Raw genomic sequence first — 25,797 nt, forward strand, 5'->3', positions numbered from 1 at the left:
GCGCAGGAGTGGACGGAGGAGTAAAGGGTGGGTTAATCATATTAGCACCCATAGAACCTTTACAAATATTGCCATTATGACCATGACCTGTGAGGTCAGGGACTTGGGCGCCGGAGATATTACTTAACCGCCAATAAGCCACTAAATTCGCTTCTTGACCCGTGAGGCGTTGATTCATTGTCGCCTGAATTTCTTGTGCACTGTGAACGGTATTCCAGATGCGAACTTCATCAATATAACCATTAAAAAAATAATTCCCCCCAACACAATACCCCGACTCGGTAGAACCTGCTCCAATGCGTAAGATATTGCGGCTGTTATAACCTGTCGGCGCGGTAGGTTGATGGACTACGGTTTCTTGAGCGACTTGTTGACCATTGATATATAACCGTGCTACGGATGAACTGGGATCAAAAGTCCCGGCTAAATGAGTCCAGACATTGGCTTGAACTTTTGGCCCCCGAATTTTTTGATAATCACAATTTGGAGGTAACAGCCATAATTCCCAATTATCTTGAACACAAGCTTGATAAAACATATACCCCCACCGATAACTATCGGGGCGGGAAGTTAATACAGAACGTTCAATTCCTGTATTTGAGGTGAGGGATAAAGCCCAAGCTTCAATTGTGAAAGTTTGGGGATTTAACTCATTGTTGTAGCCAACATCAATCTTATCATCGGAACCATTAAAATACAGTAGTGATGCCGTTGTGGTGCTGGTCATAAAACTGAATGCTCCTTATATTGAGGAAAGTTTTAAATTTAATCAGCCTAATGTTTAGCCATCTCAACGGCTAAAAACTGCTGACTTCAAAACAGACTGATAGCCGGGAACCGGGAGGAATAAACTTCACCGCCCTTGGTTTTACCATCAGTTTTTGTCAAACCTGGATTTGGTAACTGCCATAACCTGATGTGAAAGCTTGATACTCCTAATCTTTTGATTCCAACTTGGAAGAATAATGTTTTTACCCTTTCGTTAAACTTCAACATTCAACTCTAGGGTTGATGCACAAAATCAATAACTTTTTCCGGTGTTGATAGGTTAAGGTGTGATGAATGGGATTAAAATCTGCACCCTCTAGCTTAGATATGACTTGAACACATCATCAACCAAAGGGGAAAACACCCAACTTTAGTGTCCTCTTTGAAGGGGATTTTCAATTAAACTTTAATTAAAGAGTTTACCAACAATAGGTGCTCCTTGAAATAGCAAAGCCAATCATAGGACTCAATTTTAACAAAACTTAATATATAGTTTTTCTAATAGGCAGAAAAGGTAGAAAAGCTTACGGGGTGACAAGATGGCTAAAGATCTCTTGGGTTGAAAATGAGAGACTGATTATCCTATTAATACCACAACGGATAATTTTATTCTCCCAAGAATCAGCCAAGCTCAAGCTCCTGTTGTAGGTGATTAAATCAGTTAGTAATATAAAAATAACTTCTAGGAGACTAATAGATAGCAGCAGCTAGGCGCATATCCTGAACAAAATAATCAGGGGGAAGGCGACGGGCTGAAAAAATTTCTTCAGGTAACTCTAGTGTTACTGTGGTCATGGTTTTTGCGGAGGTTGACGTTTTTTATCTGATCATAGCAGTTCCAACTAGAACCAGGAAACGACAGAAATTTATTTATAATAATAGCGATCGCTTCTTTTCTATCAATAAAAGCGATCGCTCTAGGATTAGTATTTTCTCGTTTCTAGGTTCTACCCAGAAATGATATTCGGGTGGCTCTGCCACCTAAAACTAGAGGCAGAGCCTCTGATCAGACATTCCCAGGCTCTAGCCTGGGAACGAGGGAAAAAATTGAGATGCTCCTAGAGGATGATAATCTTGTTATTGAGACAGAGTTTTAAATGTTGGAGTCGCGGTGAGTTAAAATAGAAATAACTTCTAGGAGACTATGGGTATGACAACCATCTCTAACGAACAAACAGCTATTATCCGTACAGAAAGAGGATTAACAATCGCAGGTACACGCATCACTATCTACGATATTATGGACTATGTGACGGCTCAATATCCCCCTAAGTTTATCAGGGGATTATTTGATCTGACAGAGGCACAAATTAACGCAGCTTTAGCTTATATTGAAGCTAATCGCTCTGATGTTGAAGCTGAATATCAAATCGTTCTTAAAGAAGCTGAAGAACTGCGACTATATTATGAAGAAAAAAATCGTGATTTGATTGCTAGAATTGCCGCTCAACCCCCCCAACCTGGTCAAGAAGCTATTCGAGCAAAACTTCAAGCAGCCAAAGCCAAATTTAAGTCTCAGCCATGAATTTTTTAGTCGATCATAATTTAAGAGGACACGCTATACTTCTCTCAGGTAGTATTTTAAATAGTGGCTGGCTAGATTGGGTACTGATTCGATTTATCACCTTTGATGAAATAGGCTTACCAATCAATAGTGATGATCGCTTAGTTTGGCGATTAGCTCAATCAAACCAGATGATTCTATTGACCGCAAATCGGAGCATGAAGGGTGATAACTCTCTGGAACAAGTGATGCGCGAGGAAATAACTTCTACATCACTCCCCGTGATTACTATTAGTGATGCTGATCGCTTGTTGAATGACTCTGAATATCGGGAGCGTTGTGCAGTTCGTCTAGTTGAAATTGTGATTGATATTAATACTTATATGGGTGTAAGTCGGATTTTTATCCCATAAAGTGAAGTTGAGGTTTTTGAAAAAGAGCGATCGCTTCTTTTCTATCAATAAAAGCGATCGCTCTAGGGTTAGTATTTTAAGGTAGAATCTTCAATACATCCAAGCTGCCATGAAGTAAGCTAAGTATGAAATTTGAGTGGAATCCAGATAAAGCAGCACGAAACTTAGAGAAACATGGCGTTTCCTTTCAGGAAGCTGTTACTGTATTTAATGATCCCCTTTCTGTAACTTTTCCTGATCCTAACCATTCTATCGGAGAAAGCCGCTATATTATTATAGGTATATCTAGGTTTGGGCAAATTTTAATTGTTGCACACACTGATCGATTAGAAAGGGTACGAATCATCAGCGCCCGAAAAGCCACACGACAGGAGCAGAGGTTTTATGAACAAGGATAAACAGAACGAAATGGAAGATGAATTGCTGTCTGAGTATGATTTTCAGCAATTGGAAGGAGGTGTTAAAGGGAAGTATGTTGAGCGGTATCGTGCGGGGACAAACTTAGTGCTTTTAGACCCTGATATTGCCCAAGCTTTTCCTAATGATCAAGCTGTCAATGAGGCATTAAGGATGTTAATTGAAATTGCACAGCGCCAGCAATCAAATACCAAAATGACGCGAACAGAATAACAATTATTAAACGATAGAATCCAATCTCAACTCTTACCTTAAATTTATTGATAATAAACGAATATGGGACTACAAATTTCAATTTCTGATTCTGTTTTACAAGCAATTCGTTTACCTGAACAACGTATTGAACAGGAATTGCGACAAGAATTAGCGATCGCTCTCTATACCCAGGATCTATTATCCTTTGGTAAAGCACGAGAACTGGCTGTTATGGATAAATATGAATTTGGGCAACTCTTGGGAGATCGTGGAGTTTTACGACACTACACACCAGAAGAATTAGATGATGATTTGACTTATGCTCGTAGTTAGTAATACTTCACCCATAATGAGAAAAGGAGAAATTAAAATGAATAAATTACTTCAGCAAGTTATGGAAGAATTGGAAAAACTTCCCGATGAGGAACAAAATGCGATTGCAACCCGTTTTTTAGCAGAACTTCAGGTTGAAAATCTCGAAAACAACTCTCAACTTGCTACCTTTAATCAGAATGATTTAGCAGCAAAATTATCTGGACGTTCTCGTTGGGATATATCGGTTTATAATCGTGAAAACCAACTGATATTAATTGTTGAAGTGAAGCGACGATCTAATCCTCCACTTCCTTGGGTGATAGAATTAGGCGGGAAAATTTTTGAAAGTGAAAATTTTCCAAAAACCCCTTATATTATGTTGGCTTTTACTGATTCAATCTATTTATGGTCTAATCTTAATCATCAAAAACAGATCACAGAACCTTCTTATATTATTGATGCAACTCTGATTTTTAAACCTTACTTTGAACAAGTTGGAGTTACCGCAGATCAAATCAATTCCCAGAGTTTTGAAATGATTGTTACTTCTTGGTTAAGAGAAATCATTCATTCTCAAAACTTTGGTAAAGAGAGTGATAAATCTCAACAATGGTTAGTTGAGTCAGGACTAGGGACAGCTATAGCAGGTGGTTATTTTCAATATGAGGATATTGCGTGAATATTTACGTTGAGACTAATTTTGTCCTGGAATTAGTTTTCGAGCAAGAACAGTTTAAAAGCTGTGAAGAAATTCTGTTACTGAGTGAGCAAAAACCTGCAACATTAATTATTCCCGCCTATAGTTTAGCTGAACCCCATGAAAAATTAATTCGTCAAGCTAGAAACCGTAAAGCTTTGCAGCAATCTCTTGATCGAGAATTTAAACAGCTTGAACGCACAGTTTCCTATAAAAATCGGATTCAAAATAATATTAGAGAGTTTTTTAGTTTGTTGGTTGAAATTGATGTTCAAGAAACAAAACGATTTGCAAAATATAGAAATAGGTTATTGAATCATGCAGATATTATTCCGCTAAATAGGAATATTCTCTCTGAAGCAGCAACTTATGAAAACCGTTATGCTTTGATGCCTCAAGATGCCTTAGTCTATGCTTCAATTCTGTTTCATCTACAGCAGAATCAACCAACAATTGCTTGTTTTTTAAACCGTAATTCAAGAGATTTCGATACACCAGAAATTAAAGCCGAATTGAATAGTTTTAATTGCAGAATGATATCACAATTTGATCAGGGATTAAGTTTTATACAATCTCAACTTTTACCTTAAATTTATTTATAATAATAGCGATCGCTCTTTTTATATCAATAAAAGCGATCGCTCTAGGATTAGTATTTTAAGGTAGAATCTTGAAATGAGCGACAATAGAATTTATACTAGGGATTGCCTTTGATTTTGAGGAGCCGCAGCACCACGTAATAATCCTTCGGTACTAATATCTTCATCGATTTCTTCCCAATGAATCCCATAACCCCCGCCACAAATTTCCCATTTTTGTAATTGTTCAGGATTAGCTTTTAGTAGTCGAGGAAACCAAGCTAAGGGAGTGGTGAGAGTGCGTCCATCCATTAATTCCACACTAAAAGCATCTTCATGGATGAGAACATTTTTCACACGAATATCAGTTTGAATTGCCAAAGTATTCATACCATGCCTCTAAAAATTGTTGTTGATTGACTTCCACAAGGGATTGTATTTTTCTTAACTCTTTAGCATTAAATCCTATATTTTTGGCTAAAGATACGGTCGATAACCAGAATTTAGCTGAGAGATTATCTCTATCAATGTGAATATGGGGAGGTTCGTTGGGTTCATGGCTGTAAAAATAAAAGCGATAGCTTTCAAATCTTAAAACTGTTGGCATTTTTTATAGATACTTTTACCCTAATATATTTAATCATATTGATTTGATTTTGTCAATTTCAGTTGAACAAACAGACATTAACCATCATACATTCCCAAGCATGAGCCTGGGAACGATCTTTAAAATTGTGAACGTAGCCAGTTCCAAAATCGGCTTACTACATCTTTAATTTTGAGATAAATTACATACAGCACATTGGCTAACCATTCTGTAAAAGCTTCAAGAGAGGCTAAAATCACTCTTCGTGTTGTTTCTTCTAAAATGTCGAGTTCTTCTATAACTTGCTGCTTTTCGTAATCACTTAACGCCATTGAGATAACTCCCGCGACAAACAACTAACTAAAAAAATTACAAATGGATTGCCACAAGCTCCTCAAAGCATCCCTGACTTTGCAATAAATTGAGTAAGCACTATTATATAACCAATTTCCAAAAGCTTCTAACGAAGCTAAAACTTTCTCTAATTGGCTTCGATCAAGTTCATCCAGCATTTCCATCACCCGGCGTTTTTCTTCATCTGTCATTTTTCCCATATTAGCGTTACCTCTTCCCATCCAATGATGGTCTGCAAACTATTCAAATAACCAGTTCCAAAGGTCATTTAACCAATCTCTGACTTTACAGTAAATTGAATAAGCGCTGTTACGCAACCAATTTTCAAAAGCCTGTTGAGACGATAAAACCTTTTGTTGCTCGTGATACTCTAATTGATCGAAAATCTGCTCAAGCCTTCTCTTGTCAGCTTCGGTTAAGGCCATTTTCCAGACTCCTTAGCGCTGAGGGGTAGGAAAATTTCTAAGCCACTCAGAAATTTTCATAATCATTTCTTGATCATCGGCAAAATCTCTGGTATTTGCTTGCAGAACCAGAAATACTAAATCACAGGAAGGAATAATCTCCTGATAAATTTTTTCATACTCTCGATCTTCTGCAATACTACGTCCATAGCCCGGTAAGTCAACAACAGCTAAACTTCCGCCGCTTGAGAGGGAAAATTCTTTCATTTGAGCCTTAGTTGTACCAACAATTGTGTGGCTCGTTTTCCATTGTGCATTAAACACACTATTAAGGGTTGTTGTTTTCCCCACACCGGCTTTGCCAAGGATAGCAACTTTGGGCGGGATTCTGCGTTCCTGTCTGAACTTATCGAGCACCAAGTTTAACTCATCTTCTGAGAGAATTTTTCTCATTTCATCGAACATTTTGTCTTTGGCATTAACTTCTTTCCCTTTACTTTTTGCTCTTTTTTGGCGCTCCTCATCGGCAAAAGCTTTCACTTCAGGATCTGCTAATTCAAAAGGATCGGCAGGTTGTACGTTATCGAGTTTGAATCCCGCGTAGGCATTTTTGATGATTTTAGTCAGCAAAGGTAGCAACCGATAACGCTTCAAAGCCGAGTAATATTCGATATTGTCAGAAGATAGATGAGTGTATCTACTTAACCGTTGAATTATATCTTTGCTCCGACGCTCAATTTCTTTTTCAGCCTTTTGAGTGGGCATATTTAACCGATCATCCCACCCATCGGGAATCATTTTATCGACTTGGTTTAAACCAATGACAAGCCGAACCGGAGTTTGCTCACTTTTTCCAAACAAAGAACTCAACATAATTCAACCCCTTGCGAATATTTTAGTTTTCAGGTTGTCTAAGCCCCAGCCGTAAACAGATGTGTGCGGGATAATTTGCTTTTTCTCAAAGCTGACTTTTCCATTAAGAACACCTTGAAAAATGTGGTAAACATCTTCTATTTTTTCAAAGATCCGGTTAAGTTGTGCTTCAGAAGGCTCTCCTCGCTCCAGATTAAACGGCTTTTCATCTTCATCAACACCGAGGCAATCTATCTTATTAAGAGCAACAATCAGGAAAAGAGACGGCTGAAATAAGGGCAGGAACTTGGTCAAAAAAATCTCATCCCGCTTGTAAGCTCTCGTATCTGCTTGAGTCACCCACACTAAAGAATGGGTCTGAGGTATCCATTCTTCATAGTGAGGCATATACGTTTCATCGTCAGTCAGACTCTCGCCAATTCCCGGCATATCAACAACTCGTACTTGCTGATAGGGAAACCCTGCATAGTGAGAGCGATCTAAGTAGGCAATCTGAGGTTCTTTCGTGCAAGCAACAGCATTATCAGTAGCCCAGTTCAGTCCAAACATAGAATTGAGAGTGCTGCTCTTACCAACACCAGTCTTGCCAAAAAATAAGACTGTCAGTTCATCAGGTTTAAGCAAGGCTACACCTTTGTTGGCTTGTATACTTATCAAATAAAATACTACCAACCTGACGGGGATGTAAAGTTTGAAAAATACGGACTTTTGTACGATACAATGATTGCCAAAGTACAAAAGATACGAAATGTACGAAAAATGAGCTACAATATTAGGGAGTAAACCTTACCCTTTCCTGTACCTATGGACATTGAGAAAGTGTTAAAAATGGCCGATGACCTAGTTTTTGCTAAGACAGGCTCCCACCTCGATTACCTACAAGAAGCTATACTCAAGGGAAGTTTACAAGCTCAAACTTACTCCAAAATTGCAGAAAAACTACATTTAAGCAAAAGTCATGTGAGAAACACAGGCTCAGAAATTTGGAAAATACTATCAAAAGCATTAAAGCAAGATATTACTAAAACAAATTTTAAATCCATCTTAGAGAAGACAGCTTTCGAGAATATTTCCTCCTCAGCTATTAGTAGTAATATTGGACGAGATTATGTAGCGATTAATAACTTGAATATCTGTTCGACAACCGCTCGATCACCTTCTTCTCCTCACACTCCCAAAAACCAAAATCAATCCCCCATTATTGACTTAAAAAATGCACCCGAATTAACAACCTTTTACAACCGCACTTCAGAATTAACTACCCTCAAACAATGGATATTAGAAGACCATACTCGCTTAATTACGATTTATGGATTAAGTGGAATTGGGAAAAGTGCGCTAACAGTTAAGCTGATAGAGGAAATTAATAGTGAATTTGATTATATTATCTGGAAAAGCCTTAATAATATTCCTACCCTGTCAACGCTACAAACCGAACTCAAAGAATTTTTTTCTAAATCTCAACAAACCCCCTTATCTACAGTTATTGATTATTTTCGTAACTCTCGGTGTTTAGTGATTCTTGATGACCTACAGGATATTTTAAAAAAAGGTGAATTAGCTGGTCAATATTTACCTGAATATGAAGATTATAGTAAATTTTTTAAACAAATTACTACATCTCCCCATCAAAGTTGTTTAATTCTCCTGAGTTGGACAAAACCCATAGAAATAGCCAATTTAGAAACAGAAAATAGCTCCGCACAAACCTTAAATCTCAAAGGATTAGGAGAAGAAGCAACCGAAATCTTACGAGAAAAAGGGTTAATTGATCAGGAAAATTGGTTAGAATTAATTACAATCTATCAAGGTCATCCTAGGTGGTTAAAGATTATTGCTTCAACAATTATTGAACTGTTTAATGGTAGTGTTTCCTTATTTTTAACTGAACAAAATGATATCTATATAGGGGATTTAGAACCTAATTTAAAATCTCACTTAGAGCGTTTATCGGAATCAGAAAAAACGGTAATTAATTGGTTAGCGACTCAAGATCAATCTGTGAATATTGCCCAAAAACCTGCTAACCTGGAATTATCAAAACCTGAATTTATGCAAGCAATACAATCATTAATTAGACGTGATTTAATAGAAAAAGTACAAATAGAAACGCGATCGATGTTTCACATTAATCCCGTATTCAAAGCATATATGTAGGGGCGATTGCTATAGTTGCGCTACAAGCCAGAAATGGTGTACAATGAAATTGCTACCACGACCTTCAGACCATGCCTGCCAAAGACCTTTACCTTAAACAGCAAGAAGGCTCACACTGTACCTGTACTCAGGTCAGTGTTGAGATGAATTGCGCGTGAGTTGAGGAGTGTAGTCTGACTATATTTGAGCGCAGCGAAAACCAGGAAGACTACAACGACGAAACGAGCAAAATATTTTGTTTTGGTTGACACAACTATAAAAATATATATTACCATAAATATGTAAACACGGTAAGGTCGATGCCATGTATAGAGCAATTAAAGTTAGAATTTACCCCACTGATGAGCAAGAATCCTATTTAGCTCAATGTTTTGGCAATACTAGATGGTTGTGGAACTATATGCTTAATGCCACATCCACAGCGTATAAAGAATCAGGAAGGGGGCTTTCTAAAGCAGCGATGGATAAGTTGCTACCTGGATTGAAAAAGGAATACGAATGGCTAGGACTTGCATACAGTCAAGTGTTGCAACGAGTAACATTCAATCAATAAGCGCGCATTTGTCAACTTCTTTGAGGGACGGGCTAAATTTCCTAACTTTAAATCTAAGCATGGTAAACAATCAATTCAATACCCCCAAAATGTAAAACTGATGCCAGAGGATTCTGTGATTAAGTTTCCCGGTAATTTGGGGTTAATGAAAACGGTGTTCCACAAAGAATTGCCAACTGCAAAATTCACCACTGTAACCATATCAAAAAATGCAGATGGTAATTACTACGCTTCTATTCTGTTTAACCAAGAAGATATTCCAGTAGTTGCAATTAGAGGCGCTATCGGAGTTGACTTAGGATTAAAGCATTTTGCTATAACTTCAGAGGGTTCAAAATATGACCTTCCCAAGAAGCAATTAGCGAAACTAGGACAGAATAGAAATCGCAAACAGAAAAAATTAGCTAAAAAGACAGATAAAAATTCTAATAAACGCCGTAAGGCTAAACGTTTAGTTGCAAAAGTTTCTAGCAAAATAGCTAGAGTCCGTGAAGACTTTCTACACAAGCTATCTCGCAAAATAGCATACGAAAACCAAGTTATTTGTGTAGAAGATTTGGTAGTTAAGAATATGGTTAAAAATCCTAACTTGGCAAAAGCTATTAGTGACCAAGGATGGGGGATGTTTTTAACCATGCTTAAATACAAAGCTGAGAGATTTGGTCATACTTATCTTGAAATTGGTCGTTTCTTCCCATCTTCTCAACTTTGTAGTGAAACTCTACTACCAATCCCAATGCTGCAACATGGTTATGATTCATTGGGTGTAAGGTTTGTAGACTGTCCTCACTGCCTGAGTACGCATGATAGAGATATCAATGCCGCAATAAATATTAGAAATGAAGGCTTGCGACTTTTGGAGTTAGGAACTAGCTCTTCTGCCCTTGGAGGGGATGTAAGACCAAAATCTTCGGGACGTAAAAAATCTACGAAGGTTGAGGCAATCCCCATTGAATTGGGAAGCCCACACCCTATCTGTACTCAGATGGGTGTTGGGTAGTTCACCATGATGCAGTCAAGAACGCCTTAATCAAAGACGGTTGGTTCATCACAGACGATCCTTACTTCATCAAATATGAGGATGCTGAACTTTATGCCGATCTAGCTGCTGAAAAATCAATTGCTGCTGAACGCGGAGGCAAAAAAATTGTTGTTGAAGTCAAAAGCTTCGTTGGCAAATCCCTGATGTATGACTTTCATAGCGCGTTGGGACAATACATTGTCTATCGAAACTTAATTCAATTGACTGAACCAGAATATACACTTTATTTAGCGATAGATCATCTGGTATATGAAAGCTTTTTTCAAAGAAAATCTGTGCAAATAGTCATTAAAGATAATCGTGTTTTTTTAATAGCAGTGGATACAAATAAGGAGGAATTGGTCAAATGGCTGACTTAGAAAAGTATCGCAGTATCATCAAAGAAATCTTGAGTAACTATTATGATATGACGGTGAATCAACAAGTCAAGAAAAAACTAGAATTTGAAATTAGCGATCGTCTAGCTTTGGATGAAATTCGAGATCAATATCTTTGGTTTCGCTTTGGCTGGGAGGATACAAAGCTAGTCCAGCATATTATCCTCTATCTGAGGATTAAAGAGTGCAAGGTTTGGGTGGAACAAGATTTAACTAATTTATGTATTGTGGATGATTTACTGTCGGCGGGAATTCCGCAAAGCGATATCGTTTTAGGTTTCCATCATCCAAGTAAACGGCCTTTGACTGAATTTGCCATTGCTTAATTTTTTATAGGGATAGCGATCGATGTTTCAGATTAATCCCGTATTCAAAGCATATATTCAGCTTCATATCAAGGCAAATTCTCAAAACCAGCTTGAATAAAATGGTTGTCAAAACTTAAAGCTGTGCGAATATTTGATTGAGTCATTACCACAATTGAAAAAATCTGAACCGAACTCAAGCAGTTTTTTTCACGATCGCAACCCACCCAATTATCCACAATCCTTGATTATTTCCGCACCTATCTTTGCTATTTATATTAAATCCCCTTTTTCAATGCTATCTTAAACAGCAGCTAAGTTAAACTGAAAATAACAATAACTATGAGATAAAAAATTATGAGTGCTAATGCTGAGTTGCCCTATCTAACTCCCCAAGACTATCTGGAATGGGAAACCGATCAAACCCTTAAATATGAATATGTTAATGGCGAAGTCTTTGCTATGGCGGGCGGTACTATTCCTCACAATGATATTGCAGTCAACCTGACAACCGCATTAAAAAATCATCTGCGGGGTAAAGGCTGTAAAGTGTCTTTAGCTGATGCAAAAGTTGCGGTGTCAGAAACGGGGCCTTTTTATTATCCTGATGTCATGGTAACTTGTGATAGCCGCGATCGCACAGCAATTCAATTTATTCAATATCCTTGTTTAATTGTAGAAGTTCTTTCTCCTAGTACAGAAGGATATGATCGAGGGACTAAATTTACCCATTACCGACGCATTTCTACTCTCAAAGAATATTTATTAATTAATAGTCAATCTATCAATGTTGACTGCTTCCGTTTGAATGAAAAAGGGTTTTGGGAATTACACCCGTACAGCGAAACTGATAAGATTGATCTTACCAGTCTTAATTTTGAATTTCCCCTTTCCTTGCTTTATGAAGATGTTGTTTTCCCGAACCCATAAATCTTGACTATAATTTTAATAGAATGTTGATAAAAGATAATGACGAGGAATAAAAAATGCGATCGCCCTTACCCCTATTTACGGTTGAAGACTATCTAAACGCCGAAGCTAAAAATCCTACTCGCCATGAATACGTCGGTGGTTATGTATTTGCGATGGCGGGTGCGAGTGAGGAACATAATATTATTGTAGGAAATATTTTGGCTTTATTGCGTCCTCATCTGCGGGGAACTTCTTGTCGGGTGTTTGTGTCGGATATGAAAGTTAAAGTTCAAGATGATATTTTTTATTATCCTGACTTGCTTGTAACTTGTAACCCCCAAGATAATCACAGATATTTTAAAACGCAACCCAATTTAATTATAGAAGTTCTTTCAGAAACGACAGAAACTACGGATAGACGAGAAAAATTAATGAACTATCAAACCCTAGACAGTTTAAAAGAATATGTTTTAGTCTCTCAAGCGCAAATGCAAGTCGAAGTTTATCGTCAAGATGATCAAGGAAATTGGACAATCCAAATTTTAGGACAAAAAGACGATTTAACCTTAGAATCTGTGGGGTTAACGCTGACAATGGCGCAAATTTATGAAGATGTCTTTAATAATTGAAATTAGGATTAAGTCTAAGAATCTGATGATCTGGGAAGTTCGATGATAAATTCTGTTCCAATTCCTAATACTGACTGACATTTAATTGTACCTTGATGTCGCTCTTCAATAATTTGACGACTAACGGATAAGCCAATTCCAGTTCCTTGTTCTACGGGTTTTGTGATTAATAAAGCTTCAAAAATTGCATTTTGAACATCCTCAGATATTCCTAAACTATTATCTTGAATTGATAAAATAACAGAATCTGAAGTTAAGCTGGTTTTAATTGTGATTGTGGGTTTAAATTCAGGATTAGAGGGTTGAGCTTTGGCTTTTTCATCTAAAGCATTAATGCTATAATTAATTAAATAAGATAAAGCTTGATTAAAATGTCCGGGATAACAGTTAATTTCAGGGATGTCTCCATAGTTTTTAATCACTTCAATAGGAGATCGGATTTTTGTTCCCTTGAAACGACTTTTTAACATTAATAATACACTATCAATGCCATCGTGAATATTAAATAATACTGGGCGATCGCTTTCAAATCTCCCAAACGTCCGTAAAGCATTACTAATTTGATGTAAACGTTCTGCTCCATTCTCCATCGCCGATAACAATTTCGGCACATCTTCCATTAAATACTCTAAATCAATCGCATCAATTTCATCAGCAATTTCACTAACGGGATCGGGATAATGTTCTTGATACAATTCAATTAAATTTAATAAATCTTTGACATAATCTTTAATATAAGTAATATTTCCGGCAATACACCCTAATGGATTATTAATTTCATGCACCACACTTGAAACTAAATGACTCAAGGTAGCTGTTTTTTCCTGTTGTACTAATTCCAGAATATCCGTCGCATTCAGTTGTTCTTCTGACGGGTTTTTTGAACTCATACTAAATTCTCCTTATAATCAGTTATCAGTCAAGAAAAGAAGTTAACTCTTAAACTGATAACTGGTACAGACGCGCCATGGCGCGTCTCTACACTGATAACTGGTACAGACGCGCCATGGCGCGTCTCTACACTGATAACTGGTACAGACGCGCCATGGCGCGTCTCTACACTGATAACTGATTACGGTGCTAACGCACTGCCGCGTAACAAACTCCCTAGGGTTTTTGCTGTAATCTTCATCTGAATTAGAGGGTTTGCTGGAACGACGGTTTTGTACAGATAGCTATCAAAAGTTAACTTCTGCACATCCCTATCCGCGCACATCTCTACAAAAGCTTCACGGGTCGCATCCGTGCGATAGAAGACTCGTTGCAGAATATCTAACACCAGATAAGTAATCCCATATTTCTTATCCCAGAGTTTGATATATTCCTTCAGATCGGCCTCTGTGGGAATGCGTTGACCACTATTACTCCGTTCCACAATGGTTTCAGCACACATCCGGCCAGACTTGGCGGCGAAATAGATGCCTTCTCCAGAGGACTTCGTAACTGTTCCAGCGGCATCTCCCACTAAAGCCACACGTCCCACAACCCGACGAGGACGGGGATGTTCGGGGATGGGGTGAGCTTCGACTTTAATAATTTTACCGCCTTCGATGCGGTTGGCTGCCCGGGCACGAATTCCCGCTTGTAATTGTTTGATCAGCGCTTGGTTGGGTTTCATGGTTCCTGTTCCCACCGCAACGTGATCATATTTGGGGAATACCCAGGCGTAGAAGTCTGGGGAAACGTCGTTTCCAACGTACATTTCCGCCCGATCTTCATAATAGGCCATTTTATCTTCAGGGATACGGATGCGTTCTTGGAAGGCGATCGCATAATTATAATCCCCAGCATCCATGGCTTTAGCAATGCGGGAGTTGGCCCCATCTGCCCCGATCACCACATCCACTTCTAGGGTTTTGGGGGTACCTACGCCACCTTCAGCCGTTGCATGATCATGATAATGAATTACATAAGGCTCGGAACTGGTTTTAGGAATTTCTAATTGATGAACAGTACCATTGATTAAAATTGCTCCTAAAGAGACAGCGCGATCGCGCATAAACCCATCGAGAATTTCCCGACGGCACATTCCAATATATTCGTCTTCTTTTTCAATGAAAATATCAACCTCACGGTTGGAGGGAGAGATCATTTTCATTTTTCTCACCCGCCGATCAATGACATGAGCAGGTAAGTCAAACTCACTCACCATACAAAGCGGGATCGCCCCACCACAGGGTTTGGCGTTATCCAGCTTGCGTTCAAACAGGTAGGTTTCAATGCCTGCTTTAACTAGCGTCTCGGCTGCGGAAGAACCCGCAGGGCCAGAACCAACAACAGCAACCCGTAGTGTCAACGGTCTTCTCCCAATCTATCTCGTCTTTTTACTAATTTGTGATGGTATCACGGACACTCACCTGGAAACCATTTCTCCCCTGTTAGTTGTGACGCTTTGCAATACACCTTAACAGTTTGTAATAAAGTAGGGGCGGTTAACGGTTGCTTGTCTCCTCCTACTTCTGCTCTAAATCTTGGGTTTGGGTAGAATTCGGACGAATTTAACAATTTGACCGGTTACTTCTATTCCAATTAAATAATTTTCTAAAGTAAAGCGATAAAAAATAGCACTTGAACCTAATGGCTTAAGTTCGGGTAAGTCTTTGAGAGTTTTAATCTGTTTAAATTCAACAAAGACAAAATGATAGACCTTAGAATAAGCGGATGGTTCTAAGCTTATTAGGTCATGAATAAAAGATCGACCATAGCGGACATCAAGCGTCACGATGGGGTTACTCAGTCATTCATTTGGGGAATAGGACGATAGGTGGGATGGTGATGTTCTGAATGGGAGCCACTGGGTCTACTATACTCAAAATGCAACAGTTCTAGGGCTTCATCATAGGTTAAGGAGTCTCCGGGTGTTAGAGTTTCCTTGGCTTCTTGAATCGCTTTGAGCATATAGGTATCATAAAATAGGGTTTGCAAGGATTTCCAGGCTTTTCCTAAGTCTTCTTCGGAGATCTGATCAACTAAGTAATGCAGTTTTTTTCTCAGAGGATTTATCATTTGTAGAACTAAAAATCCCTAACTCGGTCGTTTAATTTTACTATTATATCATTTTTAGTTTAAATTATTAAATTGTAAAATTTCGCTTGAAACGCGGATCAAAATCAGCTTTCTTTTTCTGATTACATTGAGAACACAAGGTTTGTAAATTACTAATATCGTTAGACCCTCCTTTTGCTAATGGGATAATATGATCAATGGTCAGTTGGGTTTCATTTTCGGTTTTCCCACAGCTTTTACATTGATAATTATCTCGTAAAAATACATATCTTCTAACTTCTTGAGGAATGACAATTCTGGGGGTAGGTTTCATTAATTTAACCATCCTGTAATCAAGTTTCTATTTTTTTATTATAGATCATGATCTATAATAAAAAATCAGTTTATATACCTACCCTTTCTCAAATAATTATCTTCTAGTCTTACTGAAAACTCTGTTAAAAATTTCCTAATTTTGATTTGACTATCGCCTCAATATTCTGCCACTCTTCCAGACGTGACTGGGACGAAAAAAGATATTTTTCATGAGCTAATCTTAACTGATTTTCTATCTCCACATATAGGTTATGTTGGTTGACTGATGGGTTTTTAAAAGAATACTCAACAATAGCAATATTTAAAGCAAACCACAGACAGTAAATCAAGTAACAATTCTGATCATTTTCCAGTTTTCCTAAAGCATTTTCTATCGCTGATGCAATTCTGCCAAATTCTTGTTCTGCTTTAAAATTTGCTATTCCCATTTCAGCTACTAGATCATAGTTTAGCTCAGAATATTTATTTCTACCCTTAGTCCAGAATTTATTAAACAGTTCATCGCTATTAATTTTTTCTGAATTGGGTCGATTATTAATAATGTTGCAGATTGAAGTTGTAATATCATCAATTGCAAAATATAAAGTGTAAATTTTGGCTGTGTTGTTCATAGTTTTTGTTAAAATTAAGTAAAAATAGACTGTACCCTCATCATCAGGGCTGATTATTAATCCTAAAAAAGGGACACAAATCCCAGTTTAGGGGCGAGGCGCGCCTCGCCCCTAGGATTATTGCTATATATCTCTAGTTTATGACTGGAACTGGAAAATCATCGTCCTATCCCTGTTCCCCCTTGAGTCTGAAAATTCTCCTGAATTCCTGATATTGTTGGTGAAGTCACGATTATATTACACCGGAAACCAAAATGCGATTAATTATTACCCATACCACTTTATTAAAATTACGTCCTGTGGATTCTTCTACCTTAACCGAATCCCAAAAAATTAATTTACCTTTGGGAAGTCGCTTAATCATCCAAGATTATGAAGAGTATAATTCAGATCATTACAAAATTACATTAGTCGCCTCTTTAGGAAGTGGAAAAGATAAAAGTATGGTTTGGTATGTGTATAAACCCCATGCTACTGTGGTTTTCTCGGATAGAGAATTTGCAACGGTTAATCTATCAACGGATAGTAAACTGAATGTTCGTTCCGCGCCTTATGTTGATTCTAATAATGTAATTTATCAAATTGCTAATCATGTTGATGTCGAATTAATTGAATGTACCTACAATCAAGAATTATGGTGGTTAGCGAAACCACTCAATGATGAGAAAAAAGCCTATGGTTGGATTTCGGGGAAATATTTAAAACTTTATACTCCAGAGGGATGTTCCGCTTAATAGAGTTAACGGTTGAAAAAAGTTAAGGGTGTTGGCAATTTGTTAAAAAATAATATTTCATCCTTTAATGTTTGCTACGCATCCGCATCCTGTAGAGACGCGCCATGGCGCGTCTCTACTTGTGACCTATTAGTGACCGATGGGTTGGTGTTTCGGAATCTCTATGATAATTTCTGTCCCTAGCCCAATTTCTGAAATACAAGATAAGTGACCTCCATGTTTTTCAACAATAATTTTATAACTGGTAGGTAGTCCTAAACCTGTTCCTAACCCGACATCTTTAGTCGTAAAAAACGGATCAAAAATTTTAGCTAAAACATCGGCTGTCATCCCAATTCCGTTATCTGCAATCCGAATTTGGACTTGATGGGAATCGGTTAATAACGTTGTGATCCAAATGATTCCGGGATCAGCTATAATATCTTCAAATGAATGTTTTTTATTGCGTTGTTCAATCGCATCAATGGCATTCGTTAATAAATTCATCAAGACTTGATTGAGTTCTCCTGCATAACATTCAATCCGAGGTAAAATCCCATATTGTTTAATCACTTGAATGGCGGGATGATGGGGTTGTTCTTTTAAACGACTTTCTAATAACATTAAGGTACTATCTAAGGTTTCATGTAAATCAATATCTTTTAATTCTGCTTCATCTAAACGAGAGAAAATTCTTAATGATTTAACAATATCTCGAATCCGTTCTGCACCCGTTTTCATAGAATTCAATAACCGAGGGAGATCCTCAGCAATAAAATCCAGTTCAACGTCCTCTAATTTTTCTTGGATTTCCGAGGGAGGCTGGGGATAATAGTTTTGATAAAGTTCAATCACAGAAAATAAATCATCCAGATATTCTTGAGCATAAGTTAGATTTCCAAAAATAAAGCTAACTGGGTTATTAATTTCGTGGGCAATTCCCGCTACCATTTGTCCTAAGCTAGACATTTTTTCAGATTGAATTAATTGAATTTGAGCTTGTTGGAGTTGAGAAAGGGTTTGTTCTAATTCTTGGGTTTTAGCAGTAGCAATGTGGGCAGATTGTTGGGATTCTGTATAGAGTTTTGCTTGATTAATCGCAATCTCTAACTGATTAATGACAGACTGCAAAAGTTCCACTTCTTGAGGTTTCCAGGGACGAGGTTCTTGACAATGGGCTAAGACTAATGCTCCCATTTCCCCGGATTGAATTTGCAGAGGAAAAATTAAAACGGATTCTAATTCTAAAACCATTAAAAAATTGCGAATTGCGGGAATATTATAGCTAATAACTTGATCAATTTGGATAATATTTCCTTGTAACACAATATCACTAATCGGGTGTAAAGCATTCCCTGGATAAAGTTCAGAAATACTCACTAAATTGTCAGCTTTGGATTCTTTTAAAAGTTCCCATTCGGGGGGATTTAATTCAGCACGATATCCGACAAAATAACATCGATCAATTTTTAAAAGTTGCCGAATTTCTTGTACTGTTGTCTCTAAAATTTTATTCCAATCTAGGGAATTACGAATTAAATTGGCAATACAGTTTTGAATTTTTTCGCGTTCGGCTAATTCTCGCAGTTGCTTTTCAGAATTTTGCCATGCTTCTTCCGCTTGTTTGCGATCGCTAATATCTAATAGTAAACCATCCCAAACAATTGAGCCATCAGGTTGCTTCCCTAAACTTCCTCCGGCTTGAATCCATTTGAGTTTACCCGAAGGCGTAATTAAACGGTATTGATGTTGCCAAGGTTTTCCTGTATCTACGGCTTCAGCCATGGAATCCACAAAGCTATTAACATCATCAGGGTGAATTAATTTCCAAAGAAAATCAGCATTTTTTATAATGACTTCTGGCTTAATTTCAGTTAACTCTAAACATTTAGGGCTTAAATAGGTAAAATGGCCTTGTCCTTGATGATTATATTGATGATATTGATAGGTAACACCGGGTACATTTTCGGCTAATCGTTTAAACCGAATTTGTGACTCTTGTAATGCTAGTTCTGCTTTTTTGCGGGGGGTAATATCAACGGACGTACCAATAATTCGATAGACTTTTCCTTGGGAATCTAAAATCGGATTAAGGGTGGTTAAAGAAAAGGTTTGCCTGCCCTCAAAATATATTTCTTCCTCATATTGAATTGAGGTTTTAGCTTGAACACAATCTCGATAATGGTTTAAGACTTTCTCTCCTTCCAGTGAACCTAAAATTTCACAAAAACTTTTTCCGTAAACTTCAGCAGATTTTATCCCCGTGATTTTTTCGGTTTTAGGATTCCAACCTAAACATCGAAATTCTGCTTCATTAATGACGGCTACAACAAAAATAACGTGTTCTACGCCATTATAAATATTATATAAAAATTCTTCTTGTTCTTCTAAAACTATTTTAGCTTTTTGATGAGGTAAAATTTGCTGATTTTGATTAGATTTCAGTCGATCAATTTCACAAGTTTTAGGAAGGCAATGGCAACACTCTTGAGAAGATGCGGGGGGTATATTTTCTAAAATTAATCCATCCCAAATCATGTCGCCATTGGGTTGAGGGCGAGGGTGGGCAATTGCCGATAAATATTTGGTTTTCCCGGATGGAGTTTGATATTGCCATTGTCGTTGCCAAGGTGTTAAATTCTGGGCGGAAGCCAAAAGAGATTGAATAAAATCCTGTTGTTCGGGATCATCAATCCATCCCCACATTAAAGTAGAATTGCGCTGAATTTCATCGGGTTTGCGCTCATAAATTTGTTGGCAACTGGGACTAATGTATAAATACTCAGTAGAACCATCAGGGCGTAGTAACAACTGATAAATGACTCCTGGTAAATGACTGGCGATTTGTTGCAGATTAGCTCGTTTCTTTTCGCCCTGCCGAATTATGCTTGTCATTGTTAAGGTGTGTCTGAAAACCTAAAGAAATTATATCGTTTCTTTAGGTTATCTGACTCTTCAATGTTATATTTATTAATTGGACTTTTTTTAAACCGATTACCGGGTAGATTGTAAACTGAGCCTGCTATTCAAAAGCTGGTCAATAGTATGGATGAGTTTATCTTCACAGAAGGGCTTGGTTAAATAGTCCGTCGCCCCCGATAATCTTCCTTTGACTTGATCTTGAATTTGATCACGGGCTGTTAACATAACGATGGGTAAGTGATTAAAATAAGGTAAACCCCGTAACAGGCGACACAGTTCTAAACCATCAATACCGGGCATGGAAATATCTAAAAGCATTAAATCAATAGATTCTTGGTGAAGTACAGTTAGAGCTTCTATGGTATTGTTAGCCACAATCAGATGATAGTGCTTTTCCAAAATTTTTTTAATCAATTTTTGCATAGGAATGCTATCATCAACAGCGAGAATTGTAGTTTGGGGTTTTGTAGATGTGTACATTTTGATTGCTCCCTTAGATTCTCTAATCCTTCGCACGAGAAAATGTATAAAATAGATATTTCTTGTGAGATTTGATAATCCCCATATTTTAATTTTAGCTTACAAAAAATTGGCTCTCTACTATGTTATAATCAATTTGTTAAAGAATATAAAACTTCATAATACAAAAAATAAATTAATCTAGGATTCATAATGGAGGAAGATCGAGCCAAAACCCTAAACTTGAGAGCCAACCCCTATGATTTTAAGTTCCAGGAGGATATTGAAAACCCGTGTCAAGCCTAGATTATCAAGCAAAAGCAGCCTATCAACGGGGAATTAAATGGCTCATTGTTGCGACCCTATTTACAGGAGCCAGTTTCGGAGCCGCTAGTTTGTATTATAAACTACAAAACCGTTCTGAAGAACCCATAACCGCAGGATTACAGAAAGTAGAATTAGGAACTGTTGATAATAAAATCAATGAAGGGGGAACCGTTGAATTAGGGGGACAACGCACAATTAAATCTCCCCAGGAGAGTGCGGTTGATCAGGTATTTGTGAAGGTGGGCGATCGCATTGTTTCGGGTCAACCTTTAATCCGGTTAAGATTTATAGAAGGAGAAACTGCATTAAAAAAAAGACAGTTAGAGATTCAAAAGCACGAACTCCTAATTGAGCGCGATCGCCAAAAAGTAGAAGAAGCAAAAACTAAATTAAAACTTGCACAACTCAAGTATAAAGATGATTTAGAACAATATCAACAGGAAATTCAATCTAAAGAAATCACTCAAAAACTTAAAATTCAGCAATCTCAAGCTGAGGTAGATCGTCAAAAACAAAGAGTGACTGAAGCTCAGGCAGATTTAGCTGCTGCTGAGGCAGAATTAAATAAATTAAATATTCTGTTAGAACGGGGATTTATTGCTGAAAAAGAGGTCGATACTCAAAAAGCTGTTATTCGTGCTAAACAAGCGGGTTTAAGGGATGCTGAATTAAACTTAAAAAATTCTATTTCCAAATTAAATACTGAACAAACGGAATTTATTCCGATTCAAAATACAATTACCAATCAAATATTAGAGGCTGAAATTGCACTTCAACAATCTCAATCCGACTTACAACAAAGTTTGAGTCAACTGAATCTTTTAAAAATTGACTATCAAGAACAAGCGTTAAAATTACAGAACAATATTGTCACGTCTCCCCTAGATGGAATGGTGCTAAATATTCAGGTAAAATCAGGAGATGGTGTCAACCTTAGAGATGATTTAATTACCTTGGGAGATCCTCGTCAAGAACTGGTTCAGCTTCAGTTATCGACTCTAAACGCCAGCCAAGTTCAACCCAATCAAATGGCACGAATTACGATTATCGGCCCTAATTCTAAACCCTTTCAAGGACGAGTTAAACACGTTAATTTACAAGCTACAGCCCCAGAAAGTAGCAATAATCAATCCAACAGTTCATCAGGTCAAGCAACGGTTCCTGCAACCGTACAATTAGACCAACCTACCGGAGTCTTAATACCCGGAAGTCCTGTGAGTGTAGAAATTATTTTAGAAGAACGAAAAAACGTGATTATTTTGAATACAGAACTGATTCAATCCCCAGATGATTCCCCCTTTGTCTGGAAATTAGACTCAAATAATCAAGCCCAAAAACAACCCGTTACCTTGGGATTAAAAGGGTTAACTCAAGTAGAAATTAAATCCGGTTTAAAAGTGGGTGATACAGTTGTAATTCCGCCTCCTGATACCCCAATTAAACCAGGAACTCCAATTGTTGAGCAAACAGAAGAAAAGATGAATTCTAAGGAATAAATTGAGCCTCAAAGTTCATGTAGAGACGCGCCATGGCACGTCTCTACACTGTTCCCTATATAAAAATACCCCCCTGTTTGATGAGGGGAGTATTAGGAAATCACATCACAGTAATGAAGTTATTTAGATTCAGTGAAATCCGCATCAATCACGTCATCGCCACCACTGGGAGGGGTAGAACCGCCGCCACTAGGGCCACCGTTTTCCGGTGCTCCACCACCCGCTTGTTGATAGATGCTAGAGCCCACCGCAAATAAAGCTTGTTGTAAATCTGTGGTTAGGGTTTTGATCTTATCATCATCATCCTGAGCAATGGCTTCCCGCAGTTCCTTCACCATCCCTTCAATCTTGGTCTTATCCGCTTCGGGAACCTTATCACCCAGTTCGTTGAGTTGTTTTTCCGCTTGATAAGACAGGGTATCGGCTTGGTTTTTGCGTTCAATGCGTTCCCGACGTTCTTTGTCCGTCGCGGCATTTTGTTCGGCTTCCCGCACCATCCGTTGCACTTCATCATCGGGGAGGGTAGAAGCACCTGTAATACTGATAGACTGTTCTTTACCCGTTCCTCGGTCTTTAGCCGTAACGTTCAAAATCCCGTTCGCATCGATATCAAAGGTGACTTCAATTTGAGGAACACCCCGTGGCGCTGGCGGAATTCCATCGAGGCGGAAGGTTCCCAAACTCTTGTTATCGTTGGACATTTCCCGTTCTCCTTGGAGAACATGGATTTCAACATTGGTTTGACCATCAACCGCAGTGGAGAACACTTCGGATTTTTTGGTGGGGATGGTGGTATTGCGAGGAATAATTTTAGTCATCACTCCACCGAGGGTTTCCACACCCAGGGACAGAGGGGTAACGTCTAAGAGCAGGATATCTTTAACTTCACCTGCTAAGACCCCCGCTTGAATAGCAGCCCCTAAAGCGACGACTTCATCCGGGTTAACGGTTTGGTTGGGTTCTTTACCCAGAGCATCGCGAACTAACTTTTGAATAGCAGGAATGCGGGTAGACCCTCCCACTAACACCACTTCATCAATATCCGACTTCTTGAGTTTAGAATCACTGATGGCTTTCTCAACGGGAGTCAAACACCGGTCAATTAAATCAGAACATAATTGTTCAAATTTTGCCCGCGTTAGGGTCATATCCAGATGTTTTGGCCCATCTTGGGTAGCGGTAATAAAGGGAAGGTTAATTTCCGTTTGGGTCACACTGGAAAGTTCTTGTTTAGCTTTCTCAGACGCTTCCGTTAACCGTTGCAGTGCTTGTTTATCTTTGCGAAGGTCAACCCCTTCACTTTTCTGGAATTCTTCGGCGAGATAATCTACGATTTTTTTATCGAAGTCATCGCCTCCCAGGTGAGTATCTCCAGAAGTGGCTAATACTTCAAACACGCCATCGCCGACTTCTAAAATTGAGACGTCAAACGTACCGCCTCCTAAGTCAAAAACCAGAATGGTTTCGTTACTTTTTTGTTCTAAACCATAAGCTAAAGATGCCGCCGTCGGTTCGTTAATAATCCGTTTAACTTCAATTCCGGCAATTTTACCCGCGTCTTTAGTCGCTTGACGTTGGGAGTCGTTAAAATAGGCGGGAACGGTAATAACAGCTTCTTTAACAGTTTCGCCTAAATATTTGCTGGCATCATCAACCAGTTTTCTCAGCACTTGGGCAGAGATTTCTTCTGGAGCAAATTGTTTGTTGCGAGCAGGGCAATCTAATTTAACATTACCACTGCTATCCCGCAGCACTTTATAAGAAACTTCTTTAGATTCGTTGTTGACTTCTTCTGATTTACGTCCGATGAACCGTTTCACAGAATAAAACGTGTTTTCGGGGTTCATAACGGACTGACGTTTGGCAATTTGACCCACCAGTTGGTCGCCATTTTTGGCGAAAGCAACAACGGAAGGTGTGGTGCGTAACCCTTCAGCATTAGCTATAACGGTAGGTTTGCCCCCTTCCATCACGGCGACGCAAGAGTTAGTGGTTCCTAAGTCAATTCCGACTACTTTTCCCATAAGGTTTATAGTTCTCCGTTTACGACAAAAAAAGTTAGATTCTGTTTGAGATCAGTCGTCTTGATACGACTTCTGGACTACTCCTCAACCCAACTGCATCAGGGGGCGAGTCCAATTTCAATACAGTTTTTAAGATACGATTGCTTATCTCTATACTGGGGGCGGTTTGTCCATTCCTTGAAGGTGTGTTTACCGAACCTTTTTAGGTCGGTTGGACTTCAGGTTGGGACGCTTGCCCTTTGTTGTTCATGTTTACTACTGTAGGAATTGCGATCGCTTTTGGTATTGTGGCTAACCGTATAGTTTGGGTTGTAGTTTCCGACAAAATTATCTTTTCCCTTCGTTTCTAGGTTATACATAGAAATAATATTAATAGAGGCTCTGCTTATTATTAATGAGGAGAACTGATGATTGATAAATATTCCCACCTAGAAAACTTACTGATAACAGAACAGTGGAAAGCAGCAGACCAAGAGACTAGAAAGCTCATACTTCAATCAGTAGGTAGAGAAAAACAGGGTTGGTTAAATCATGAGTCAATTATTAATTTTCCATCTGGGGATTTAGTTGCAATTGATCAGTTATGGGTAAAATACAGTATGTTCCGTTTTGGCTTTAGTGTTCAGAAAAAAATCTGGTTAAAAGTCGGTACTAAAGTAGACTATAAGACAGAATCTAAATTAGGTGATCACGTTGGATGGCGAAATAGAGGAGTGGAGAAGAATTACAATGACCTAACCTTTTCTTTACAAGCTCCATTAGGTCATCTCCCTCGTGGGTTTGGAGGTTTGTCTTTTATTTTGTTGTTTAACTTTTTGTTAGATTGTCCAGAACTGTAAGCATTA

Annotated in this window: 36 protein-coding genes; 17 read left to right on the plus strand and 19 right to left on the minus strand. The window is 38.2% G+C overall.

All coding sequences use genetic code 11. The features are described 5' to 3' along the window. A partial coding sequence (locus IQ236_RS18650) for a LamG domain-containing protein (protein ID WP_193870691.1) occupies positions 1 to 727 on the minus strand: 727 nt, incomplete at its 3' end. 731 nt (positions 728 to 1,458) lie between these two features. Further along, complete coding sequence (locus IQ236_RS18655; protein ID WP_228041732.1) at positions 1,459 to 1,563, minus strand: UPF0175 family protein; 105 nt, start codon at positions 1,561 to 1,563, stop codon at positions 1,459 to 1,461. Between the two features lie 355 nt (positions 1,564 to 1,918). Here IQ236_RS18655 and IQ236_RS18660 point away from each other — a divergent pair, with 355 nt between their 5' ends. The 7 genes from IQ236_RS18660 to IQ236_RS18690 all read left to right on the plus strand — a co-directional run bounded on the left by IQ236_RS18660 (position 1,919) and on the right by IQ236_RS18690 (position 4,899). Continuing rightward, a complete protein-coding gene (locus IQ236_RS18660) occupies positions 1,919 to 2,293 on the plus strand; it encodes a DUF433 domain-containing protein (protein WP_193870692.1) in 375 nt (124 codons plus the stop codon). Beyond that, positions 2,290 to 2,685 (plus strand): ACP S-malonyltransferase, encoded by a 396-nt coding sequence (locus tag IQ236_RS18665; RefSeq protein ID WP_193870693.1) that lies wholly within the window; start codon positions 2,290 to 2,292, stop codon positions 2,683 to 2,685. The genes IQ236_RS18660 and IQ236_RS18665 overlap by 4 nt, the downstream gene beginning before the upstream one ends. Positions 2,686 to 2,810: 125 nt before the next feature. Continuing rightward, positions 2,811 to 3,083, plus strand: a complete 273-nt coding sequence (locus IQ236_RS18670; protein ID WP_193870694.1) for a BrnT family toxin — start codon at positions 2,811 to 2,813, stop codon at positions 3,081 to 3,083. Beyond that, a complete protein-coding gene (locus IQ236_RS18675) occupies positions 3,070 to 3,315 on the plus strand; it encodes a hypothetical protein (protein WP_083623129.1) in 246 nt (81 codons plus the stop codon). Before IQ236_RS18670 ends, IQ236_RS18675 begins: the two co-directional genes overlap by 14 nt. A 63-nt stretch (positions 3,316 to 3,378) precedes the next feature. Beyond that, positions 3,379 to 3,630 carry a UPF0175 family protein gene (locus tag IQ236_RS18680; protein ID WP_193870695.1) on the plus strand — a complete coding sequence of 84 codons (252 nt, stop codon included), beginning with the start codon at positions 3,379 to 3,381 and terminating at the stop codon, positions 3,628 to 3,630. Between the two features lie 37 nt (positions 3,631 to 3,667). Continuing rightward, positions 3,668 to 4,291 (plus strand): hypothetical protein, encoded by a 624-nt coding sequence (locus IQ236_RS18685; protein WP_193870696.1) that lies wholly within the window; start codon positions 3,668 to 3,670, stop codon positions 4,289 to 4,291. Then, positions 4,288 to 4,899: a PIN domain-containing protein gene (locus tag IQ236_RS18690; protein WP_193870697.1), complete on the plus strand. Its 612-nt coding sequence runs from the start codon at positions 4,288 to 4,290 to the stop codon at positions 4,897 to 4,899. The genes IQ236_RS18685 and IQ236_RS18690 overlap by 4 nt, the downstream gene beginning before the upstream one ends. Positions 4,900 to 5,001: 102 nt before the next feature. Here the strand turns inward: IQ236_RS18690 and IQ236_RS18695 are convergent, their stop codons facing one another. The 7 genes from IQ236_RS18695 to IQ236_RS18725 all read right to left on the minus strand — a co-directional run bounded on the left by IQ236_RS18695 (position 5,002) and on the right by IQ236_RS18725 (position 7,728). After that, a complete protein-coding gene (locus tag IQ236_RS18695) occupies positions 5,002 to 5,277 on the minus strand; it encodes a DUF2442 domain-containing protein (protein WP_072720129.1) in 276 nt (91 codons plus the stop codon). Further along, positions 5,252 to 5,494 (minus strand): DUF4160 domain-containing protein, encoded by a 243-nt coding sequence (locus IQ236_RS18700; RefSeq protein ID WP_193870698.1) that lies wholly within the window; start codon positions 5,492 to 5,494, stop codon positions 5,252 to 5,254. The genes IQ236_RS18695 and IQ236_RS18700 overlap by 26 nt, the downstream gene beginning before the upstream one ends. A 119-nt stretch (positions 5,495 to 5,613) precedes the next feature. Beyond that, positions 5,614 to 5,805 (minus strand): hypothetical protein, encoded by a 192-nt coding sequence (locus tag IQ236_RS18705; RefSeq protein ID WP_193870699.1) that lies wholly within the window; start codon positions 5,803 to 5,805, stop codon positions 5,614 to 5,616. A 24-nt stretch (positions 5,806 to 5,829) separates the two neighbouring features. Then, positions 5,830 to 6,027 (minus strand): hypothetical protein, encoded by a 198-nt coding sequence (locus IQ236_RS18710; RefSeq protein ID WP_228041733.1) that lies wholly within the window; start codon positions 6,025 to 6,027, stop codon positions 5,830 to 5,832. 39 nt (positions 6,028 to 6,066) lie between these two features. Beyond that, positions 6,067 to 6,252: a hypothetical protein gene (locus IQ236_RS18715; protein ID WP_193870700.1), complete on the minus strand. Its 186-nt coding sequence runs from the start codon at positions 6,250 to 6,252 to the stop codon at positions 6,067 to 6,069. Between the two features lie 12 nt (positions 6,253 to 6,264). Beyond that, entirely contained in the window at positions 6,265 to 7,104 is an 840-nt protein-coding gene (locus IQ236_RS18720) for a GTPase (protein WP_228041734.1), read from the minus strand. 3 nt (positions 7,105 to 7,107) lie between these two features. Further along, positions 7,108 to 7,728: a GTPase family protein gene (locus IQ236_RS18725; RefSeq protein ID WP_228041735.1), complete on the minus strand. Its 621-nt coding sequence runs from the start codon at positions 7,726 to 7,728 to the stop codon at positions 7,108 to 7,110. 180 nt (positions 7,729 to 7,908) lie between these two features. Here IQ236_RS18725 and IQ236_RS18730 point away from each other — a divergent pair, with 180 nt between their 5' ends. The 7 genes from IQ236_RS18730 to IQ236_RS18755 all read left to right on the plus strand — a co-directional run bounded on the left by IQ236_RS18730 (position 7,909) and on the right by IQ236_RS18755 (position 13,079). After that, positions 7,909 to 9,261 carry an NB-ARC domain-containing protein gene (locus tag IQ236_RS18730; RefSeq protein WP_193870702.1) on the plus strand — a complete coding sequence of 451 codons (1,353 nt, stop codon included), beginning with the start codon at positions 7,909 to 7,911 and terminating at the stop codon, positions 9,259 to 9,261. Between the two features lie 304 nt (positions 9,262 to 9,565). After that, complete coding sequence (locus IQ236_RS28245; protein ID WP_322744254.1) at positions 9,566 to 9,814, plus strand: helix-turn-helix domain-containing protein; 249 nt, start codon at positions 9,566 to 9,568, stop codon at positions 9,812 to 9,814. Beyond that, positions 9,807 to 10,814, plus strand: coding sequence for an RNA-guided endonuclease InsQ/TnpB family protein (locus IQ236_RS18735; protein ID WP_322744255.1), 1,008 nt, complete (start codon positions 9,807 to 9,809; stop codon positions 10,812 to 10,814). Before IQ236_RS28245 ends, IQ236_RS18735 begins: the two co-directional genes overlap by 8 nt. Further along, positions 10,790 to 11,215: a XisH family protein gene (locus IQ236_RS18740; protein ID WP_193870734.1), complete on the plus strand. Its 426-nt coding sequence runs from the start codon at positions 10,790 to 10,792 to the stop codon at positions 11,213 to 11,215. Before IQ236_RS18735 ends, IQ236_RS18740 begins: the two co-directional genes overlap by 25 nt. After that, positions 11,203 to 11,559 carry a XisI protein gene (locus tag IQ236_RS18745; protein WP_193870703.1) on the plus strand — a complete coding sequence of 119 codons (357 nt, stop codon included), beginning with the start codon at positions 11,203 to 11,205 and terminating at the stop codon, positions 11,557 to 11,559. The genes IQ236_RS18740 and IQ236_RS18745 overlap by 13 nt, the downstream gene beginning before the upstream one ends. Positions 11,560 to 11,895: 336 nt before the next feature. Beyond that, the gene (locus IQ236_RS18750) at positions 11,896 to 12,468 is read left to right on the plus strand and encodes a Uma2 family endonuclease (protein WP_193870704.1); all 573 of its coding nucleotides are present in this window, start codon (positions 11,896 to 11,898) and stop codon (positions 12,466 to 12,468) included. Positions 12,469 to 12,524: 56 nt separating this feature from the next. Then, positions 12,525 to 13,079, plus strand: coding sequence for a Uma2 family endonuclease (locus tag IQ236_RS18755; RefSeq protein ID WP_193870705.1), 555 nt, complete (start codon positions 12,525 to 12,527; stop codon positions 13,077 to 13,079). Between the two features lie 14 nt (positions 13,080 to 13,093). Here the strand turns inward: IQ236_RS18755 and IQ236_RS18760 are convergent, their stop codons facing one another. The 6 genes from IQ236_RS18760 to IQ236_RS18785 all read right to left on the minus strand — a co-directional run bounded on the left by IQ236_RS18760 (position 13,094) and on the right by IQ236_RS18785 (position 17,011). Beyond that, a complete protein-coding gene (locus IQ236_RS18760) occupies positions 13,094 to 13,969 on the minus strand; it encodes a sensor histidine kinase (RefSeq protein ID WP_193870706.1) in 876 nt (291 codons plus the stop codon). Positions 13,970 to 14,151: 182 nt separating this feature from the next. Further along, positions 14,152 to 15,375 (minus strand): geranylgeranyl reductase, encoded by a 1,224-nt coding sequence (chlP, locus tag IQ236_RS18765; RefSeq protein ID WP_193870707.1) that lies wholly within the window; start codon positions 15,373 to 15,375, stop codon positions 14,152 to 14,154. Between the two features lie 168 nt (positions 15,376 to 15,543). Then, the gene (locus tag IQ236_RS18770) at positions 15,544 to 15,801 is read right to left on the minus strand and encodes a cytotoxic translational repressor of toxin-antitoxin stability system (RefSeq protein WP_072720121.1); all 258 of its coding nucleotides are present in this window, start codon (positions 15,799 to 15,801) and stop codon (positions 15,544 to 15,546) included. 11 nt (positions 15,802 to 15,812) lie between these two features. After that, a complete protein-coding gene (locus tag IQ236_RS18775; protein WP_228041736.1) occupies positions 15,813 to 16,085 on the minus strand; it encodes a hypothetical protein in 273 nt (90 codons plus the stop codon). Positions 16,086 to 16,152: 67 nt separating this feature from the next. Beyond that, the gene (locus IQ236_RS18780; protein ID WP_190521599.1) at positions 16,153 to 16,398 is read right to left on the minus strand and encodes an HNH endonuclease; all 246 of its coding nucleotides are present in this window, start codon (positions 16,396 to 16,398) and stop codon (positions 16,153 to 16,155) included. Positions 16,399 to 16,522: 124 nt separating this feature from the next. Further along, positions 16,523 to 17,011: a hypothetical protein gene (locus IQ236_RS18785; protein ID WP_193870708.1), complete on the minus strand. Its 489-nt coding sequence runs from the start codon at positions 17,009 to 17,011 to the stop codon at positions 16,523 to 16,525. Between the two features lie 254 nt (positions 17,012 to 17,265). Here IQ236_RS18785 and IQ236_RS18790 point away from each other — a divergent pair, with 254 nt between their 5' ends. Continuing rightward, positions 17,266 to 17,745, plus strand: coding sequence for an SH3 domain-containing protein (locus IQ236_RS18790; protein ID WP_193870709.1), 480 nt, complete (start codon positions 17,266 to 17,268; stop codon positions 17,743 to 17,745). A gap of 129 nt (positions 17,746 to 17,874) precedes the next feature. Here IQ236_RS18790 and IQ236_RS18795 read toward each other — a convergent pair whose 3' ends face one another. After that, a complete protein-coding gene (locus IQ236_RS18795) occupies positions 17,875 to 20,619 on the minus strand; it encodes a PAS domain-containing sensor histidine kinase (protein ID WP_193870710.1) in 2,745 nt (914 codons plus the stop codon). Between the two features lie 99 nt (positions 20,620 to 20,718). Then, positions 20,719 to 21,126: a response regulator gene (locus IQ236_RS18800; protein ID WP_193870711.1), complete on the minus strand. Its 408-nt coding sequence runs from the start codon at positions 21,124 to 21,126 to the stop codon at positions 20,719 to 20,721. Positions 21,127 to 21,398: 272 nt separating this feature from the next. Here IQ236_RS18800 and IQ236_RS28250 point away from each other — a divergent pair, with 272 nt between their 5' ends. Beyond that, positions 21,399 to 22,928 carry an efflux RND transporter periplasmic adaptor subunit gene (locus tag IQ236_RS28250; protein WP_193870712.1) on the plus strand — a complete coding sequence of 510 codons (1,530 nt, stop codon included), beginning with the start codon at positions 21,399 to 21,401 and terminating at the stop codon, positions 22,926 to 22,928. A gap of 119 nt (positions 22,929 to 23,047) precedes the next feature. On the opposite strand, the gene dnaK is transcribed toward IQ236_RS28250, so the two are convergent. Next, entirely contained in the window at positions 23,048 to 24,952 is a 1,905-nt protein-coding gene (gene dnaK, locus IQ236_RS18810) for a molecular chaperone DnaK (protein ID WP_193870713.1), read from the minus strand. A gap of 218 nt (positions 24,953 to 25,170) precedes the next feature. Then, the gene (locus IQ236_RS18815) at positions 25,171 to 25,311 is read right to left on the minus strand and encodes a hypothetical protein (RefSeq protein WP_193870714.1); all 141 of its coding nucleotides are present in this window, start codon (positions 25,309 to 25,311) and stop codon (positions 25,171 to 25,173) included. Between the two features lie 48 nt (positions 25,312 to 25,359). On the opposite strand from IQ236_RS18815, the gene IQ236_RS18820 reads away from it, so the two are divergent. Next, a complete protein-coding gene (locus IQ236_RS18820; RefSeq protein WP_193870715.1) occupies positions 25,360 to 25,791 on the plus strand; it encodes a GUN4 domain-containing protein in 432 nt (143 codons plus the stop codon). The last annotated feature ends 6 nt before the right edge of the window (positions 25,792 to 25,797 follow it).

The organism is Planktothrix mougeotii LEGE 06226, assembly GCF_015207485.1.
GTDB lineage: Bacteria > Cyanobacteriota > Cyanobacteriia > Cyanobacteriales > Microcoleaceae > Planktothrix.